Genomic DNA, 15,679 nt, shown 5'->3' with positions numbered 1-15,679 from the left:
CGGGCCTCCTTCTGGCACAGGCGAGCCTGATCCGGGCCGCGTTACCATCGTGCGAAACCGGGGCATCGGCACCCTCGACGCCCCCGCCACACGCAACCGGAGACGCTGCTTGAATACATCCTGGATCGGAGGCGCCGTGCTGCTCGCATGCGCACCCTTAGCATCGGCCGCCGTGCCGGCCGAACTGCAGCGGCTGGACGCCACCATCGAACGCGCCCGCAGCGAGTTCGACATCCCCGGCATCGCCGTGGCGGTGGTCAAGGATGGCAAGGTAGTGATGGAGCGCGGCTACGGGGTACGCGAGCTGGGCAAGCCGGATCCGGTCCAGGCCGATACGCTGTTCGCGATCGCGTCCAACACCAAGGCATTCACTGCCACCTCGCTGAATCTGCTGGCCGAGCAGGGCAAGCTGAAGATGGACGATCGCGTGATCGATCATCTGCCCGGCTTCCGCATGTCCGATCCGTACGTGACCGGGGAAATGCGCATCCGCGACCTGCTGTCGCACCGCAGTGGCCTGAGCCTGGGCGCGGGCGACCTGCTGTTCTGGCCGACCACCTCCTACAGCAACAAAGAAGTGGTGCAGCGGCTGGGCAAGGTGCCGTTGAAGGCCGGCTTCCGTGATCGCTATGCCTACGACAACATTCTCTACGCGGTCGCCCAGCAGGTGATCGAACAGGTGTCCGGGCAGGCCTATGCGGACTTCCTGCAGCAGCACATCTTCACCCCGGTGGGCATGCAGGGCACCCGCTACAACGCCGATCATCTGCAGCCCGGCGACAACGCTGCAGTGGGGCACGCCAAGTACGATTTCAGCCAGCTGCGCACCGTCGCGCCGCTGACCTGGTCCAACAATGCCGGCGCCGGCGGCATCTATTCCAGCGTGCACGACATGGCGCGCTGGATGAACGTGCAGCTGGCCCAGGGCACGCTGGAGAACGGGCAGCCGCTGTTCACCGCCAAGACCCAGCAGGCGATGTGGCAGATGGTCACGCCGCAGGTGGTGCCCGAGCCGAGCGTGCCGCAGCTGGCGGCGGCACGGCCGAACTTCGCCGGCTATGGCGAGGGCTGGAGCCTGAGCGATTACCGTGGCCAGAAACTGGTCTGGCATACCGGCGGCTGGCCGGGCATGGTCTCGCGCGTGACCCTGGTGCCGGCGCAGAAGCTGGGCATCGTGGTGTTGACCAACCAGGAAGTGGGCGCGGCCTTCAACGCCATCACGATGGAAGCGCTGGATGCCTATCTGCAGGCACCGGCCACCGACTGGGTCGCCGCGTATGCGGCCGCCGTGGCCAAATCGCAGGAAAAGGCGGACGAGGGCTGGGCCAGGCACCAGGCCGCACGTGATGCGAGATCCAAGCCGTCGCTGCCGCCGGCGCGCTACGCAGGGGGCTACCGCGACGCATGGTACGGCGATGTATTCGTTGAGCAGCAGGGCGGCAAGCTGCGCCTGCGCTTCGGCAGGACCGCGCAGTTGATCGGCACGCTGGAGCATTGGCAGCACGATACCTTCCTGGTGCGCTGGGACGACCGCTCGCTCAACGCCGATGCCTTCGTGAACTTCAGTCTCGATCCGGACGGCAAGATCCGCGAGGTGCGCATGCAGGCGGCGTCCTCGCTGACCGATTTCAGTTTTGATTTCCAGGACCTGCTGCTGCTGCCCATCGCGCCTGCACAGGCCGATTGAGTGATTGCCGTCAGGCCGTGACGGAAATGCAAAAACAAACGCAGGCTGCGGTGGGATAATCGTGGTCTGCTTTGTTTCTGGATGCTGCGATGTTCCGCTGGTTCGAGTCGTTGATCCCGGTGTTCCCACCGGTTGATGGCCGCATGCCGCCCCGCAAGGTCGCAGCGTTCTATGTGTACTACCTGCGGCCGGTCTGGCCGGTGCTGCTGGCCACCCTGGTCGCCGGGCTGCTGCTGGCGTTGGTCGAAGTGGCCATGTTCGACTTCCTCGGCCGCATCGTGGACATGGTCGCCGAACAGCCCGGCAGCGATTTCTTTGCCCGCCATGCCGACACGCTGTTGTGGATGGCCGGCATCACCCTGATCGCGCGGCCGCTGCTGGTCTCGCTGCACAGCCTGCTGGTCAACCAGGCGATCGTGCCGGGGCTGAGCAACCGCTCGCGCTGGCTGATGCACAACTACGTGGTGCGGCAGAGCCTGAGCTTCTTCCAGAACGATTTCGCCGGCAGCATGGCAAACCGGGTCATGCAGACCGGTACGTCGCTGCGCGAATCGGCCGTGCAGATGGTCGATTCGCTGTGGTACATCATCGTCTACACCGGCACCGCGCTGTACCTGTTCGCGCAGGCCGACTGGCGCCTGATGATCCCGCTGGGGCTGTGGATGGCCGCGTATGCGGTGATCATGTGGTACTTCGTGCCGCGCGCGAAGGAGCGCGCCTGGATCGCATCGGAAGCGCGTTCCAAGGCGATGGGCCGGATCGTGGACGGCTACACCAACATCCCCACGCTCAAGCTGTTCGCCCACGGCGGGCGCGAGCAGGCCTACGTGGCCGAGGCGATCCAGGAGCTGGCGACCAAGCACCGCGGCCAGACGCGGGTCACCACCGGGCTGGAAATGAGCCTGGCCACCGTCAACGGGTTCCTGATCGTCGGCACGTGCGCGCTGGCGCTGTGGCTGTGGAGCGGCGGGCACATCACCGTCGGTGCGATCACCCTGGCCACCGGCCTGGTGATCCGCATCCACAACATGTCCGGCTGGATCATGTGGACCATCAACGGCATCTTCGAAGACATCGGCACGGTGCAGGATGGCATCACCACCATCTCCCAGCCGTTGACCGTGCAGGACCGCGCCGAGGCCGCGCCGCTGCAGGTTGAGCAGGGCGGGGTGCGTTTCGATCACATCCACTTCCATTACGGCAAGGCCGGTGGCGTGATCGCCGGGCTCGACCTGGACGTGAAGCCTGGCGAGAAGATCGGCCTGGTCGGGCCCTCCGGCGCGGGCAAGTCGACCCTGGTCAACGTGCTGCTGCGCCTGTATGACCTGGAGAGCGGGCAGATCCGCATTGACGGGCAGGACATCGCCGGGGTCACCCAGGAAAGCCTGCGTCGGCAGATCGGCGTGGTCACCCAGGACACCTCGCTGCTGCACCGCTCGATCCGCGACAACCTGCTGTACGGGCGTCCTGATGCGACCGAGGCGCAGCTGCACGCGGCGGTGGCCAAGGCGCGCGCTTCGGCCTTCATCGATACGCTGGTTGATGGGGAAGGGCGCCGGGGTTACGACGCGCATGTCGGCGAACGCGGGGTGAAGCTGTCCGGTGGCCAGCGCCAGCGCATCGCGATCGCGCGGGTGCTGCTCAAGGACGCGCCGATCCTGGTACTGGATGAAGCCACCTCCGCGCTGGACTCGGAAGTGGAAGCAGCGATCCAGGACAACCTGGACGAGCTGATGGCGGGCAAGACGGTGATCGCGATCGCGCACCGCCTGTCCACCATCGCGCGCATGGACCGGCTGGTGGTGATGGATCAGGGCCGCATCGTGGAGACCGGCACGCACGCCGAGCTGATCGCGGCCGGCGGGTTGTATGCGCGGCTGTGGGCGCGGCAGACCGGCGGCTTCGTGGCTGCCGACGCGTAAGGCGCGTCATGCCCACCACGCAGAAAAGAGAACGGCCCGGGTCACCCCGGGCCGTTTGCCTGTCTGACGAGGAACCAGGCAGTCCTTACTCGATCGGCTGATCCAGCATCAGCTGGCGCGCGAAGCGCACCGGCGGGGCGCCGTAGGACAGCATCTGGTCGTGGTACGCCTTCAGGTTGAACTTCGCGCCCTGCTTGTCCTGCACGGCCTTGCGGGTATCGAAGTGTTCCTGCGCGCCGACGAAGTAAGTCGGCAGCTGCGCGGAGGTCAGCTGCGCACGCACCCACTTGCCCGACGCTTCGCTTTCCTGCTGGAAGGCATCGTGGGTCATCAGGTGCATCGCCTGCTCACGCGTCCAGTTGTCCACGTGCACGCCCTGATCCAGGATCGCGTTGGAGATGGTGCGCAGGTAGAACTTCAGCTGCACCAGGTGGAAGAGCGGATCGTTGTCCAGGTAACCCTGCTCCTGCATCATCCGCTCGGTGTAGACCGCCCAGCCTTCGGCGAACAGACCTGAACGCAGCACCGCGCGCAGCGTGGACGGGAACTTGCCCGAGTGCCAGCCTTCCAGGTAATGGCCCGGGGTGCCTTCGTGAATGCTCAGCAGGTGGATCATGCGGCTGTTGTATTCGCGCAGGAACGAATCAACCTGCTTGTCGGTCCAGTCGTCCGGGATCGGCGAGACCGCATAGAAGGTCTTCAGGTTCTTGTCGAGCGGGCCCGGCGAATCGCAGTAGGCCACGGCGACGCCACGCTGGAATTCCGGCATCAGGATGATGTCGACCGGCGAATCGGGCAGGGTCATCAGGTCATGCTTGCGCACGAATTCGGTGGACTGCTCCAGCGCGGCCTTGGCGTCTTCAACGACCTTGTCGCGTGCCGGCTTGTCCGCATAGGCCAGCTCCAGCGCGGCTTCGATCGCGGCCTGCTGCTGCTCGTCGCTCGGGTTGGCCGGCAGCGCCGGGGCGCCGGGCTTGTCCTTGAGCACGGTCTGCGCGATGCCATACATGTCCTGGCGCACGCGCTTGAGTTCGGCACGCGCGCGCTCGCCGATCTCGGCGCGCGAGAGCGAGGAGTTCAGCGCGAACGTCAGCTTCTGGTCGTACAGCTCCGCACCGATGCGGAAGTCCCCCTTCGCGTTCGGCACCAGGGTCTTGTCCAGCCAGGTCTGCTGTTCGTCGACAGCCTTCTTCAGGCCCTCGATCGCAGCCTGCAGGCGCTTCTGGTCTTCGGCCGGCAGCTCACCGATGTGCGGGGTGATGAAGGTATCGACGATGCTCAGGATGCCGCGGTTCTGCTTGGCCACGGTTTCGGCGTGGATCTTCGGCACGCGGGCCGGGTCCAGGTTCTCGCGCGCCTGGGCGAAGATCTGCGGCAGCTTCTCCATGCGCGCGGTGGCCGACTTCAGGCGGTCGGGGAGCGGGGCGAACTCACGCGCCATCAGGCCGTAGAGCGCGCTGCCGGCCATGCCGTTGTACATCTGCGGGTCCCACTTGGGCGACTGCAGCACTTCCGCGGTCCAGACTTCGGACTGCAGCTGGTTGCGCAGGATCGCCGCGTCCACCTGGTTCTCGCGCGAGAGCTTGCTGACGTCGATCTTGTCCAGATCGCCCAGCAGTGCCTTGTATGCGGTCAGCACCTTCTGCTGGCCGGCCGCGCTCAGGTCGTCGATCTCGCTGTCGTAGCGGTGGTCGCCGATCTGGGTGGCGCTGATCGGGGACAGCTGCATCCAGGTGTCCAGGGCGCGCTTGGACAGGTCGGCGAAAGCCGTATCGACCGCAGCGTCACCGGCCGGGGTGGCCGCTTCGGTGCCGGTGGTGGGCGTGGGGGAGTCGGCCTGCTGGCAGCCACCAAGGGCGGCGATCAGGGCGAGGGCAAGCAGATGCTGGCGCATCGGTGTTCCTGTACTGGGGACAATCCCCGAGCATAGGGCCGATGGCCGCCTTTGTCCCCGTGCCATTGGATTACCATGGGCCGTGAAGATCACCGCTTTTGATGGAGCTGCACTGTGACCGAGTGGAAAGGACGGGCCCGCGCCGGGCTGGCAGGGATGCTGTTGTTGGGCCTGGTGGCCTGTGGCCGCAGCGGCGAGGACTACGCGGCCGATACGGCCGCCGGGGCCGTGGCCTCACCGGAAGGTGCGTTCCTTGCCTATGAGCATGACCTGCGCATCCAACTCGATGCAAAGCGGATCAGTGAGCGGGTGAAGGCCGTGTCCGAGGCCTGCCAGAGCAACCGGTTCGGGGATTGTGCCGTGCTGCAGGTAGGCGAGGAAGGCGGTGAAAGCCGTTCCGGCTCGATCCGCGTGCGCATCGCCCCCAAGGGCGTGGAACCGATCATCGCGCTGGCCGGTGAAGGCGGCGATGTGGCTTCGCGCAACACCCATGCCGAAGATCTTGCCCAGCAGGTGGCCGATACCGCGCTGACCCAGACACGGCTGAAGAAAGAACATGCACAGCTTCAGGCCTATCAGCAGCGCAGCGACATGAAGGTCGCCGATCTGCTGGCGGTCTCGCAGCGCATGGCGGAGATCGAGGCCGGCCTGGAGCAGGCCAACAAGGACGCGGCACAGCAACGCCGGCGGATCGACACCCAACTGGTCACGATGCACTTCGAAGGGCCGGCCGGGCAGCGCAGCCGCAGTGAAATCGGCAAGGCATTCAGTGAGTTCGGATCGATCTTCACCACCAGTATTGCCTTCGTGATCCGCGCGGTCGCCGCGCTGCTGCCGGTGGGCGTGGTGGTCTGGGCACTCGGAGCCGTGGGCCTGGCGCTGTGGCGCCGTCGCAAGCGGCGCAAGGCCGCGACGGCCGCACGCTGATGGAGCGATCGTGCCGCGCCTGAAAGCGCGGCACGACGGTTGACTCAGCCTTCGTCCTGCTCGTATTCCACGAACACATCCAGTTCCAGCGCCAGTTCCTGCACGGCATCACGCACGCGCTGGGCACCGAGTGCATTGCCCACTTCCACTTCCAGTTCGTGGGTGCCCGGGCCGATGTCATCGGACAGGCCGGCCGAGCTGGAATCGTCGTCGTCCATGTGCGGCATCAGGTCGTCGGTTTCCTCGACGTGTTCGATCCCCTCGATGCTCTGCAGCAGGTCGGTGATGGCACGTGCATCGTCTTCGGTGCCGGTGATTCGCAGTCGCAACAGGGCCATGGGCGGGTCCTCGGGGAAAGGGACTCCAGCCTAGCCAGCGTGCGGAAAAGATCGGGTGAGGATGCGTGCTGGATCGTGGCATCCGGTTCAGTCGTGCGCGCGGTCCGCAGGCGGCAGGCCCAGCAGTTCATCGGGCAGGGCCGGCAGCGGGGTGCGCTCATCCAGTGCTTCGCGCTTGAGCCAGTCCATGAACGCCTGCGCGGTCGGGCTGAGCGGCCGGTGTTCGGCGTGGACCACGTAGTAGGCGTAGCGCGCCTTGAGTGCGGGGCCGGGCAGGCGCACCAGCTCATAGCGCTGCAGGTAGGGCTGGGCGATGTGCTTGCGCGCCAGCACTGCGCCGATGCCGTACACCGCGGCGCGCATCGCATCGGTGCTGTCGCTGAAGGTGTGCAGCGAGGGCAGGTCCAGTCCGCGCACACCCGCCGCCCGGAACCAGTCGCGCCAGCCCTGCGGTGACATGTCGCTGAGCAGCGGCAGCGCGGCGATCTGCGCCGGGTCGCGCAAGGCCGATACCCCCGGCAGTGCCGGTGAGGCGACCGGGCAGAGTTCGTCGTCCATCAGGTGATGGGCGGTCATGCCCGGCCACTGGCCAAGACCGTAACGGATGCCCAGTTCCGGCCCCGTCTCGTCGAAGCGGACCAGCTCGGTGCTGGTCTGCAGTTCAATGCGCATGCGCGGATGCTGTTGGGCGAAGCGCGGCAACCGCGGGATCAGCCAGCAGTACGACAGCGAGCGGATGGTGGTGACCCGCAGCGGCACGATGTCCGCCTGCGGATGCAGATTGCCGGCCACCGCATTGAGATCGCTCAGTGCCGCCGCTGCGGCATCGGCCAGCTGGCGGCCTTCGGCGGTCAGGCGCACACCGCGCGCGTGGCGCTGGAACAGCACGGTCCCGAGCAGCTCTTCCAGCCGTCGCACATGGTGGCTGACCGCACTGGCGGTGAGGTGCAGCTCCTGGGCGGCGTGGGCGAAGTTCTGGTGGCGTGCGGCAACGGCGAACACCCCCAGGGCAGGCAGCAAAGCCGGGCGGAGAATCATGGTCGAGACCCAAATCATATTTGTGGCTTGCACGGATACTACGCGCTTGTGGGCACGCAGCGGCAGGCGGATGCTGTCGCCCTTCCTCCCCGGATTCACGCGCATGTTGCCGTCCCTTATCGCCTGTTCCCCGCGCCTGCCTTGTTTCGGGGGCTGGTCATGAGCGGGGCACCGCTGGCCGCCGGTACGGTGGAGCGCGATTGGCGCACGCCGCTGGAACTCACCGTGCTCGGCGCGATCTGGGGGTGCTCGTTCCTGTTCATGCGGATGGCCGTGCCTGCCTTCGGACCGTACGCACTGGTGGAGGTACGGCTGCTGCTCGGCGCGCTCGTGCTGTTGCCGTTCCTGTGGCAGGCGCGCGCGCAGTTCCCGGCGCGACGCTGGTTGTGGCTGGCACCGATCGGCCTGATCAACTCGGCCATTCCGTTCGTGCTGTTCGCCTGGGCCGCGCAACGCGCCCCGGCCGCGATCGGTGCGATCTGCAATGCGATGACCGTGCTGTTCGCCGCGCTGATCGCGTTCCTGTTCTTCGGCGAAAAGATCGGCATGCGCCGCGCGATCGCCCTGCTGGTCGGCTTCGCCGGCGTGGTGGTGCTGGCCACGGCCAAAGTGTCCGGTCTGAGCATCGGTGCGGCGGTGATGGCCGGTGCCCTGGCCGCGCTGTTGTATGGCCTGGGCGTCAATCTGGTGAAGCGCCACATGACCGGCCTGCCACCGGCGGCGTCGGCCGGTGCCACGCTCGGCTGCGCGGCCATCCTGCTGCTGCCGATGGCGCTGACCCATTGGCCGACCGCCCCGATCCCGATGCTCTCCTGGGCCTGCGCGATCGCGCTGGGCGTGGTCTGCACCGGCCTGGCGTTCCTGATGTTCTATCGCCTGATCGCCCGCATTGGCCCGGCCCGTGCCTCGACCGTGACCTACCTGGTACCGATGTTCGGCGCGCTGTTCGCGTGGGTGTTCCTGGGTGAACCGGTGACCGGGGCGATGGTCGTGGCGGGCGTGTTGATTCTTGGCAGCGTGGCGGTGTCGCAGCGATAGGCCGTCGGGTCCGCGTGCAGCCACCCATGGGGTGGCTCTACCGAGGCATCCGGACGCTGACGCGTCGGTTATCGCATCCTCAGCGCACCGGCACCGGGATGTTGCACAGGTCGATGTGGCCGGCCGGGCGCTTGTAGAAGTCATCGACGCGGTTGCGGCGCGCTTCGGTCGCATCGGCAAAGGTCCTGGAGTCGGTGCGCAGCACCTGCAGCCTGGGTCGCTCCGCAGCCGGTACATCGCTGGCACGCTGGATCGACTGGATCGCCGTGCGCTGCGCCGGATCGGCGTAGAAGCCCATCGGTGCCGGTCCACGCGGCAGCGCGCTGAGCAGCTCCATGCCCTGCAGCACGCGGCCGACCACCGTGATGTTGCGGTCCAGCTGACGCGGGGACTGCCCGGTCACGACGTACAGCTCGGCGCCGATGCTGCTGTCTTCCTCGTTGTTGCGGCCGGCGCCCAGTGCACCGTAGCAATGCGCCAGCCAGGTCTTGCCGTCCTTGCGATCCTGGCCCACCGGGAAGCCGTCGACGAAACCGGTCTGGTCGGCCCAGCCGTCACGGTCGGGCAGCAGGCTGACCGTGAGCCCCTTGCTGTCGCGCTGGAATTCGGCAGGCAGTTTGCGCTTGGCACTGCCAAGGGCTTTTGCCTTGGCCGCGTCATCCGCATCGGCATCGCCGAACTGCACCACGAAGTTGTCCTGCGCGCGGTAGATGCTCTCGCCATCCCAGAAGTGCTCGTGGGCCAGGGTCTGGATGTTGCCCACATGCTGCGGCGCGAACGCCGGGGCCAACTCGATGATGACCCGGCCGCCGGGCAGATTCATGTACAGCAGGTTGGCCGGGTCGGGCGTGCGCCAGTCGCTGTCCGGTGACACGTCCAGGATCTGCTGGGCGCTGCGGTAAGGCGTGGCCGCGCTGGCAAGGCTGGGCAGCAGGCAGGCCAGGGCGAGGGTAAGCACGGCGAAGCGATGATTCTGCATGGTGTCCCCGAAGATGGTGGCGTCCCGATAATGCGCGAGCGGCGTACTGCGTGTCATGTCACGGTGCGGGTTACCTCGTCACTCCGCGTGAGCGGCGAAGTAATCGTCCAAGGCTTTGCCGGCGCACTGACCCCGCTGCCGCGGACCCGGTTGGGCTTCACAGGCAGCCAGCGCGGGGTGGATCGCTACGTAATCCACCACTACGTCTTCGGCCGGGCGCGTCGAGGCGCGATAGCAGATCATCGCGCGGTAGACCGTGTATACCGCCGCATCCACAGGGGGCAGGTCGCTGAAGACCTCGTCGACCGTTTCGCGCGCCATCGCGGCGTGCCATGACGGGTCCGTCTTGATCGGCTCCGCACGGGCCAGCACGCTCTCCCGGCTATCGCCGCGCTGGCGCGCGTCCAAGGCCAGCAGCGCGACGCTGATCGACTCATGCGAGCCATCGACGAAGTTGCATCCCTTCATGGCGTGGGCGGGGCCTGCGGCAGCGGCCAACAGGGCAAGCGAGAGGACGGCAGTGCGGGTGTTCATGACGTCATGTGCGTTCCATGGGGAGAGCGATTCTGACAGATCGCCTCGCACCGGGGCCTTCGGATCGTCGGGCATCCCAACCGGCACGGTGACTAACGACACATCCGCTATAGCGAAGTTAGGACTAGTGTGGACTCCACGCTAGCGGAGACCGCCATGAGCGACCACGAAGTCCACCTCAAGAAGTTCCAGAAAGAGCTCAGCTCCGGCACGGTATCCCTGGCCTTGCTGGCAGTGTTGGCCAAGGCCGGTGAGCCGCTGTATGGCTACCTGATCGCCAAGGAGCTGGAGCGGGTAGGGGAAGGCGTGCTGAGTGGCAAGCAGAGCGCGCTGTACCCGGTGCTGCGCAACCTGGAAGGGGCCGGGTTGCTGGAAAGCCATGTCGAGCCGTCGGTGGCCGGGCCACCGCGCCGCTATTACCGCATCAATGACACGGGGCACGAGGTGCTCAGGCAATGGACCGCCGCGTGGCGCGCCACCCGTGATTCCGTCGATTCCGTCCTGGAAGGGGTAACCGCATGAACATCGAATCCGTGGCCGGTCGGGCCTTGCCGACCACCATTCCCGCGTATCTGGCACAGCTGCGCGCGGCGCTGCACGACGCCGATCCGGCGATGGTGCAGGACGCCCTGTACGACGCCGAGGAGTATCTGCGCTCCGAGCTGGCCGCCCAGCCGGGCCGCGGCGAGGCCGAGGTGATCGCCGATGTGGCCGGCAGCTATGGTGCGCCGGAAGAAGTGGCCGAGATCTACCGCGAAACGGAAATCACCGTGAACCGCGCGCTGCGCACGCCGAGCGCGGGTGCGGCGCCGCTGCGACGTGCGGCGGCGGTCAGCGCTGGCGCGGACCCGGTACCACCGCCGGCCCCGCCCAAGCCCCGCTCGGCGCTGGCGAGCTTCTTCGGCGTGGCGCTGGAGGCACGCACCTATGGCGCGCTGTTCTACATGCTGCTCTCGCTGGCCACCGGTATCTTTTTCTTTACCTGGGTGGTCACCGGCCTGTCGCTGTCGCTGGGCCTGATGGTGTTGATCATCGGCATTCCAGTGGCGGTGCTGTTCTTCGGTTCGGTGCGCGGTCTGTCGCTGCTGGAAGGACGACTGGTGGAGGCCCTGCTGGGCGAGCGCATGCCGCGCCGGCCGACGTATTCCGACCGCAGCCGCAGCTGGCTGCAGCGCATCGGTGACATGTTCACCGATGGCCGGACCTGGCTGACCCTGCTGTACTTCGTGCTGATGCTGCCGCTGGGCATCGTCTACTTCACGATCGCCACCACGCTGTTGTCGACCTCGATCGGCTTCATCTGGGCACCCGTGGCGGCGCTGTTCTCCAGTGACTACGTGGGCATCCACATCGACGGCATCCAGATGCTGCCGATCTGGGTCACACCGCTGCTGGCGATCATCGGCGTGCTGCTGCTGTTCGCGACGCTGCACCTGGCCCGCGGCATCGGTCACCTGCACGGGATGATGGCCAAGCATCTGCTGGTGCGGCTGTAACGTTCGGCCACAGGTCGGAACCCGAGGATCCGGTAGTGCCGGCCGCTGGCCGGCATTCCCCAGCGTAAGCCCCCTGGTCGGGGGGCGGTCGCCAAGCGCTCGTCAGCCCGCTTTACGGCGCAACGGCGTCACGTTGCTCGCGATCTTTGCGGCCTTCTTCGGCTTGCTGGCCACGGTCTGCGCATGGGCCGCGAAGAAATCACGCACCTTCGGATAGACGGTTTCGCGCCAGCGGCGGCCGCTGAAGATGCCGTAGTGGCCGGCGCCTTCGACGATGAAATGCTCGCGATGCGCGGCCGGAATGCCGGTGCACAGGTCCTGCGCCGCTTCGGTCTGGCCGAGGCCGGCGATATCGTCCAGCTCGCCTTCGATGCTCAGCAGTGCGGTGCCGGTGATCGCGCTGGGATCCACGCGTTCACCCTGCACGTACCACTCGCCGCGCGGCAGCAGGAACTCCTGGAAGACCACGCGGATCGTGTCCAGGTAGTACTTGGCCGGCATGTCGAGCACCGCGTTGTACTCGTCATAGAAACGACGGTGCGCGTCGGCATCTTCCATGTCGCCCTTGACCAGGTCGGCATAGAAATCCCAGTGCGAACTGAAGTGGCGGCTCGGGTTCATCGACAGGAACCCGGCGTGCTGCAGGAAGCCGGGGTACACGCGGCGGCCGGCGCCGGGGAAGGTGGCCGGCACGGTGTGGATGACATTGTTCTCGAACCACGACATCGGGTTCTGCGTGGCCAGATTGTTGACCGCGGTCGGGCTGCAGCGCGCATCGATCGGTCCGCCCATCATCACCAGCGACCGCGGCGTGGTTTCGCCACGGCTGGCCATCAGCGAGACGGCGGCAAGCACCGGCACGGTCGGCTGGCAGACGCTGATCACGTGCAGCTTCTCCGCACCGAGGTGGCGGATGAATTCCTGCACGTAGGCGATGTAGTCATCCAGCCCGAACTCGCCTTCGCTGCCCGGCACCATCCGCGCATCGACCCAGTCGGTCACGTACACGCGGTGATCGCGCAGCAGGGTGCGCACGGTATCGCGCAGCAGCGTGGCGTGGTGGCCGGACAACGGCGCCACCACCAGCACGAACGGCTGGTTGAGCATGGTGTGCAGCTGGTCGGCTTCATTGCTGTGGCGCTTGAAGCGCAGCAGTTTGCAGAATGGCTTGCTGATCTCTTCGTGGACGACGATCGGCACGCGCTCGCCCTCGACGTCGATTTCATTGATGCCCCATTCGGGCTTCTCGTAATCCTTGCCGATGCGGTGGAACAGCTCGTTCACAGCGGCCAGGCGATCCGCGCCGGGCATCTGTGACCACCAATGACCTTGATTGGCGAAGAACTTCGCGTTGGCCTGGGCCTGGTGCACCCACGGGGCGAGCAGGTTGCGGGTCAACTCATGCAGCTGATATAGCATGACGTCCAATATGTATGGTCTTATGTTGCCGCGCAGCATAGCGCACCCGTCGCGCGGGCGCGTTAATGCGGGTGCTGTCTCAATTGTTATCGAGACTCAGGGCGCGCCACGTTCCAGTGCAGCCGCGTGACCTGCCAGTGCGGGCGACAGCCAGCAGTGCGAGCCCAAGCCGGTGAAGCCGACCCGCTTGAGCTGGCTGCGGTACCAGCGCGCCGGGCGCGGCTGGAAGCCTTCGTGGTCGCCATCGAAGTCATCCTCGGCGGTGAATGCCTCCAGGAAGGCCACGCCGGCGGTCAGTTCGGCAAAGCCTTCCAGCGCCGGGCGAAGCTCGCGGCTGGGCACGTAGTGCATCACGTCCGAGCAGATCAGCAGATCGACCGGTGCGCACGGACGCAGCCAGGCGAAATCGCCGACCTTGGCCGGGTGCAGGTTGCGGCTGCGGCCGTAGCGGTGCACGGCGTAATCGCTGCTGTCGAAGCCCAGGTACTGCACGCGCGGGCGCAGCTTGAGCAGCGGGGCGCGCCAGGCGCCTTCGCCACAGCCGATGTCCAGCACGCTGCCGATCGGGCGTTCCAGGTAGTACTCGGCACTGGCCACCGCAAGCGCCACCTTGCGCGCCAGGCGCGCGGCGCCACCGGTCTGGTCAGGCTGGTACCAGCGCTGGAAGTAGGCGGCGTCGTAGGTTTTGTCCATGGAAGATGTGCACGTGGGTGAAAGCGGCGCTTATCGTACGGCGTGGCGCGCGCGGATGCGTAGTGGAGGTGTGGCGATGGGTCGCGTCAGCCCCCCATTGGTGGCTCTACCGGGCATGCGAGAATGGCGGCCACCCCATGCCAGCCGCCGGAGCAAGCACATGCAGTCCTACTACTGGGTCAAGACCTTCCACCTGTTGTTCGTGGTGGCGTGGATGGCGGCGGTGTTCTATCTGCCCCGGATCCTGGTCAACCTCAGCGAGACGGCCGGCCAGCTGCCGGTGACCGAGCGGCTGCAGCTGATGGGCCTGCGCCTGTACAAGTTCGGCCACATGATGTTCGGCCTCGCGTTGATCCTGGGCGTGGTGCTGTGGCTGGGCTACCGCGTGATTCCCGATTTCCCGACCATGGTCGCGCCCGGTGCGGCGGGCTGGCTGCATGCCAAGCTCGGCCTGGTGGTGCTGCTGCTGGTGTATTACTCGTGGACCGGGCGCCTGTTGAAGGGCGCGGTACGCGGCAAGCCGTTGCCGTCCTCGCGCGCGCTGCGCTGGTTCAACGAACTGCCGCTGGTGCTGTTCATCGGCGTGGTCTGGCTGGTGATCGCCAAGCCGTTCTGAAAAAAAAGCCGGGCGCTTGCGCGTCCGGCTTTTTCGTCTGCACTGCAGCCTGATCAGGCCACTTCGTAGGTCCCGTAGCTGCGCAGGCGCTCGTAACGCTTCTGCAGCAGCTCATCGACCGGCAGCTTCTCCAGCACGTCCAGCTCGTTGAGCAGCACGGCCTTGAGGCGTTTGGCCATCTGGTTCGGGTTGCGGTGGGCCCCACCGGTCGGCTCACGCACCACCTTGTCCACCAGGCCCAGGCCCTTCAGGCGCGGGGCGGTCAGGCCGAGCTGTTCGGCGGCGTCCTTGGCCTTGGCCGGGTCCTTCCACAGGATCGAGGCGCAGCCTTCCGGGCTGATGGTCGAGTACACGCTGTACTCCAGCATCACGGTGCGGTCGCCCACGCCCAGGGCCAGTGCGCCACCCGAGCCGCCTTCACCGATCACGGTGCAGACCACCGGCACCTTCAGTTCGGCCATTTCCATCAGGTTGCGTGCGATCGCTTCGGACTGGCCGCGTGATTCGGCGTCGATGCCCGGCCAGGCGCCGGCAGTGTCGATCAGGGTCAGCACCGGCAGGCCGAAACGCTCGGCCATCTTCATCAGGCGCAGCGCCTTGCGGTAGCCCTCCGGCTTGGGCATGCCGAAGTTGCGCTTGATCTTTTCCTTGGTGTCGCGGCCCTTCTGATGGCCGATCAGCATCACCGAGCGGCCACCGATGCGGGCCAGGCCGCCGATGATCGCCTTGTCGTCGGCGAACGCGCGGTCGCCGGCCAGTTCCTGGAACTCATCGCAGATGATGCGGATGTAGTCCTCGGTGTACGGGCGGGACGGATGCCGGGCCAGCTGCAGCACCTGCCAGGAGGTCAGGTTGCGGAAGATCTGCGCGGTGCGCACCCGCAGCTTGTCCCGCAGGGCATGCACCTCGGCCTCGACATTGACCGCAGGTCCGGCGCTGGCGCTGCGCAGTTCCTGGATCTTCGCCTCCAGATCAGCGATGGGTTGCTCGAAGTCGAGGTAGTTCGGATTCATCGGAAACCGTCGTGAAGAAAAGAGGGAAAGTGTAGCCGAATGCGCCGAAAAGCCCCGTACGCCGACGTCTGGAAACCGACGGTAG

15 protein-coding genes are annotated in these 15,679 nt (G+C 66.5%); 7 read left to right on the top strand and 8 right to left on the bottom strand.

The window, feature by feature from the left end; translation table 11 throughout:
* Nucleotides 1-109: 109 nt before the first annotated feature.
* Nucleotides 110-1,687 (top strand): serine hydrolase, encoded by a 1,578-nt coding sequence (locus K4043_RS10845; protein ID WP_265309338.1) that lies wholly within the window; start codon nucleotides 110-112, stop codon nucleotides 1,685-1,687.
* A gap of 89 nt (nucleotides 1,688-1,776) precedes the next feature.
* Nucleotides 1,777-3,609: a multidrug efflux ABC transporter SmrA gene (gene smrA / locus K4043_RS10840; RefSeq protein WP_265309337.1), complete on the top strand. Its 1,833-nt coding sequence runs from the start codon at nucleotides 1,777-1,779 to the stop codon at nucleotides 3,607-3,609.
* An 85-nt stretch (nucleotides 3,610-3,694) separates the two neighbouring features.
* On the opposite strand, the gene K4043_RS10835 is transcribed toward smrA, so the two are convergent.
* Nucleotides 3,695-5,503 (bottom strand): DUF885 domain-containing protein, encoded by a 1,809-nt coding sequence (locus K4043_RS10835; protein ID WP_265309336.1) that lies wholly within the window; start codon nucleotides 5,501-5,503, stop codon nucleotides 3,695-3,697.
* A gap of 156 nt (nucleotides 5,504-5,659) precedes the next feature.
* On the opposite strand from K4043_RS10835, the gene K4043_RS10830 reads away from it, so the two are divergent.
* Nucleotides 5,660-6,430 (top strand): DUF4349 domain-containing protein, encoded by a 771-nt coding sequence (locus tag K4043_RS10830; protein WP_265309804.1) that lies wholly within the window; start codon nucleotides 5,660-5,662, stop codon nucleotides 6,428-6,430.
* 44 nt (nucleotides 6,431-6,474) lie between these two features.
* Here K4043_RS10830 and K4043_RS10825 read toward each other — a convergent pair whose 3' ends face one another.
* Nucleotides 6,475-6,768, bottom strand: coding sequence for a hypothetical protein (locus tag K4043_RS10825; RefSeq protein WP_019184421.1), 294 nt, complete (start codon nucleotides 6,766-6,768; stop codon nucleotides 6,475-6,477).
* An 87-nt stretch (nucleotides 6,769-6,855) separates the two neighbouring features.
* A complete protein-coding gene (locus tag K4043_RS10820) occupies nucleotides 6,856-7,806 on the bottom strand; it encodes a LysR substrate-binding domain-containing protein (protein ID WP_123729697.1) in 951 nt (316 codons plus the stop codon).
* Nucleotides 7,807-7,965: 159 nt separating this feature from the next.
* On the opposite strand from K4043_RS10820, the gene K4043_RS10815 reads away from it, so the two are divergent.
* Nucleotides 7,966-8,844, top strand: a complete 879-nt coding sequence (locus K4043_RS10815; RefSeq protein ID WP_123728745.1) for a DMT family transporter — start codon at nucleotides 7,966-7,968, stop codon at nucleotides 8,842-8,844.
* Nucleotides 8,845-8,923: 79 nt separating this feature from the next.
* On the opposite strand, the gene K4043_RS10810 is transcribed toward K4043_RS10815, so the two are convergent.
* Together K4043_RS10810 and K4043_RS10805 are read right to left on the bottom strand one after the other, a co-directional pair.
* Nucleotides 8,924-9,823, bottom strand: a complete 900-nt coding sequence (locus K4043_RS10810) for a peptidylprolyl isomerase (protein WP_265309803.1) — start codon at nucleotides 9,821-9,823, stop codon at nucleotides 8,924-8,926.
* Between the two features lie 78 nt (nucleotides 9,824-9,901).
* Complete coding sequence (locus K4043_RS10805) at nucleotides 9,902-10,357, bottom strand: hypothetical protein (RefSeq protein WP_265309335.1); 456 nt, start codon at nucleotides 10,355-10,357, stop codon at nucleotides 9,902-9,904.
* A 156-nt stretch (nucleotides 10,358-10,513) separates the two neighbouring features.
* On the opposite strand from K4043_RS10805, the gene K4043_RS10800 reads away from it, so the two are divergent.
* On the top strand, nucleotides 10,514-10,879 hold the full coding sequence (locus K4043_RS10800) for a PadR family transcriptional regulator (protein ID WP_123728747.1): 366 nt from the start codon (nucleotides 10,514-10,516) through the stop codon (nucleotides 10,877-10,879).
* On the top strand, nucleotides 10,876-11,853 hold the full coding sequence (locus K4043_RS10795) for a sensor domain-containing protein (protein WP_265309334.1): 978 nt from the start codon (nucleotides 10,876-10,878) through the stop codon (nucleotides 11,851-11,853). Before K4043_RS10800 ends, K4043_RS10795 begins: the two co-directional genes overlap by 4 nt.
* 102 nt (nucleotides 11,854-11,955) lie before the next feature.
* Here the strand turns inward: K4043_RS10795 and phaZ are convergent, their stop codons facing one another.
* A complete protein-coding gene (gene phaZ, locus K4043_RS10790; RefSeq protein WP_259260133.1) occupies nucleotides 11,956-13,311 on the bottom strand; it encodes a polyhydroxyalkanoate depolymerase in 1,356 nt (451 codons plus the stop codon).
* 57 nt (nucleotides 13,312-13,368) lie between these two features.
* Nucleotides 13,369-13,965 (bottom strand): class I SAM-dependent methyltransferase, encoded by a 597-nt coding sequence (locus K4043_RS10785; protein WP_265309333.1) that lies wholly within the window; start codon nucleotides 13,963-13,965, stop codon nucleotides 13,369-13,371.
* A gap of 160 nt (nucleotides 13,966-14,125) precedes the next feature.
* Between K4043_RS10785 and K4043_RS10780 the strand changes: the two genes are divergently transcribed.
* On the top strand, nucleotides 14,126-14,581 hold the full coding sequence (locus K4043_RS10780) for a CopD family protein (RefSeq protein ID WP_259260134.1): 456 nt from the start codon (nucleotides 14,126-14,128) through the stop codon (nucleotides 14,579-14,581).
* Nucleotides 14,582-14,634: 53 nt separating this feature from the next.
* On the opposite strand, the gene K4043_RS10775 is transcribed toward K4043_RS10780, so the two are convergent.
* Entirely contained in the window at nucleotides 14,635-15,594 is a 960-nt protein-coding gene (locus K4043_RS10775) for an acetyl-CoA carboxylase carboxyltransferase subunit alpha (RefSeq protein WP_123728752.1), read from the bottom strand.
* Between the last annotated feature and the right edge of the window lie 85 nt (nucleotides 15,595-15,679).

Source organism: Stenotrophomonas sp. SRS1 (genome assembly GCF_026130205.1).
Taxonomy (GTDB): Bacteria; Pseudomonadota; Gammaproteobacteria; order Xanthomonadales; family Xanthomonadaceae; genus Stenotrophomonas; species Stenotrophomonas rhizophila_B.
Note: the sequence above shows the minus strand (reverse complement) of the source record. Positions and strands in the feature narration are given on the sequence as shown.